This is a genomic window from Streptomyces lunalinharesii (genome assembly GCF_039532155.1).
Lineage (GTDB): Bacteria > Actinomycetota > Actinomycetes > Streptomycetales > Streptomycetaceae > Streptomyces > Streptomyces lunalinharesii.
The window spans coordinates 1-1409 of record NZ_BAAARK010000107.1; the positions used below are offsets into that span (position 1 = coordinate 1).

Below are 1409 nucleotides of genomic sequence, written 5' to 3' on the forward strand. Positions count from 1 at the left end.
CCGCATCGTAAGAGCCGGTCAGGTGCGTCCACACACCTGCCTGCGCAACATCCTTGCTCACCGCACGCACGATGGTGGTGTTGTCGGTGTCAGTGGCGTGGCGGTTGAAGACCCACTTGTCGAGGTCTTTGGAGTAGTAGAGCTGGAAGCCGCTGGCGTGTTCACCGGCCTGGGAGAGGAAGGTGTGGTTGCGGTCTTTGTTGTCGAGCTTGACCCAAGCGGATATGGAGAAGGATTTGGTGGTGTCCACCACGGGCCCTGCTGTTGCTGCGTAGGCAGAGGTGCCATTGAGTTTCAGGGCCGTAGCGGATTTTCCGGTAGCTCCCAGTTCGGCGCCGCCGGCCAGTTCCGCGAAGACCTCTCCTGGTACGCCACCCGACACACGCCTCGTTCCCGCAATTTCATCCAGCGGGAAATTCACCTTCTCGACTAGGGGAGGGGTATCGATCCCCAGGGCTTGCGCATCAGCCGAAGGTCCAACTACACCACATGACGCGAGTGTCCAGAGGGCCACTGAAAGCGCCGACATCGAAATCAACGGCAGCTTGACCCTGCCCGGCATTTTCATTTCAAATCCTCATTGAATGCACGTGAAAGCGCGCAGGAGAAAACTCTCGCGCTTGTGAGGTTCGGGGTCTGCTCCGACAGTGCAGACCGGAGCAGACCCCGAAGAGAGATGCGGAGCGTTAACCGCTACTTCTTGACGCGGATGCCTTCGTTGGCGATGTCCTCGGCCCCGACGGTCCGGTCCCAGACGCGGATGTTGTCGATGGTTCCGGCGAAGTGTTCTTGCCAGGCGCCTTTGTAGAGGAGGCGGCCGATCTGGAGGGCGCTGCGTGCCTGCCACGGTGTGGTGAAGGAAGCCGCAGTTTGGGCCTTGCCGTTGACGAACAGCTGGATCGTCTTGGCGGTGTCGTCGTACACACCGGTCAGCTCGGTCCACACACCGGCCTGCGCAGCATCGGCGCTGGTGGAGCGAACGATGGTGGTGCTGTCGGTGTCACCGCCGTGGCGGTTGAAGACCCACTTGTCGAGGTCCTTGGAGTAATACAGCTGCAAACCGCTGGCACGATCACCAGCCTGCGACAAGAAGGTGTGGTTGCGGTCCTTGTTGTCGAGCTTGACCCAAGCCGACACCGAGAACGACTTCGTGGTGTCCACCACCGGCCCCGCCGTCGCCGCGTATCCGGAGGCGCCGTTGAGGTGCAGGGCGGTGCCGAACTTGCCCTCGACACCAAGTTGGGCACCGTCTCCGGCCAACGTCGCGACAGAGCCTGCGCCTTTGCCGCCGCTGACATGCGCGCTGCCGGACTTTTCATCCAGGGTGAAGGTGGCGAGTTCTTGAAGCTGTGCGGGGAGTTGGCCGTTGGCGAGGGCCTGGGCATCGGCCGGCGTGGCGGCGGACTGGA

Annotated in this window: 2 protein-coding genes; both read right to left on the bottom strand. The window is 62.2% G+C overall.

Annotated elements, in window-relative coordinates; genetic code table 11:
* Positions 1 to 568, bottom strand: a 568-nt coding sequence (locus ABD385_RS41130; RefSeq protein WP_344585388.1) for a LamG-like jellyroll fold domain-containing protein, incomplete at its 3' end; no start/stop codon positions are given.
* Between the two features lie 125 nt (positions 569 to 693).
* Positions 694 to 1409, bottom strand: a 716-nt coding sequence (locus ABD385_RS41135; protein ID WP_344585390.1) for a LamG domain-containing protein, incomplete at its 5' end; no start/stop codon positions are given.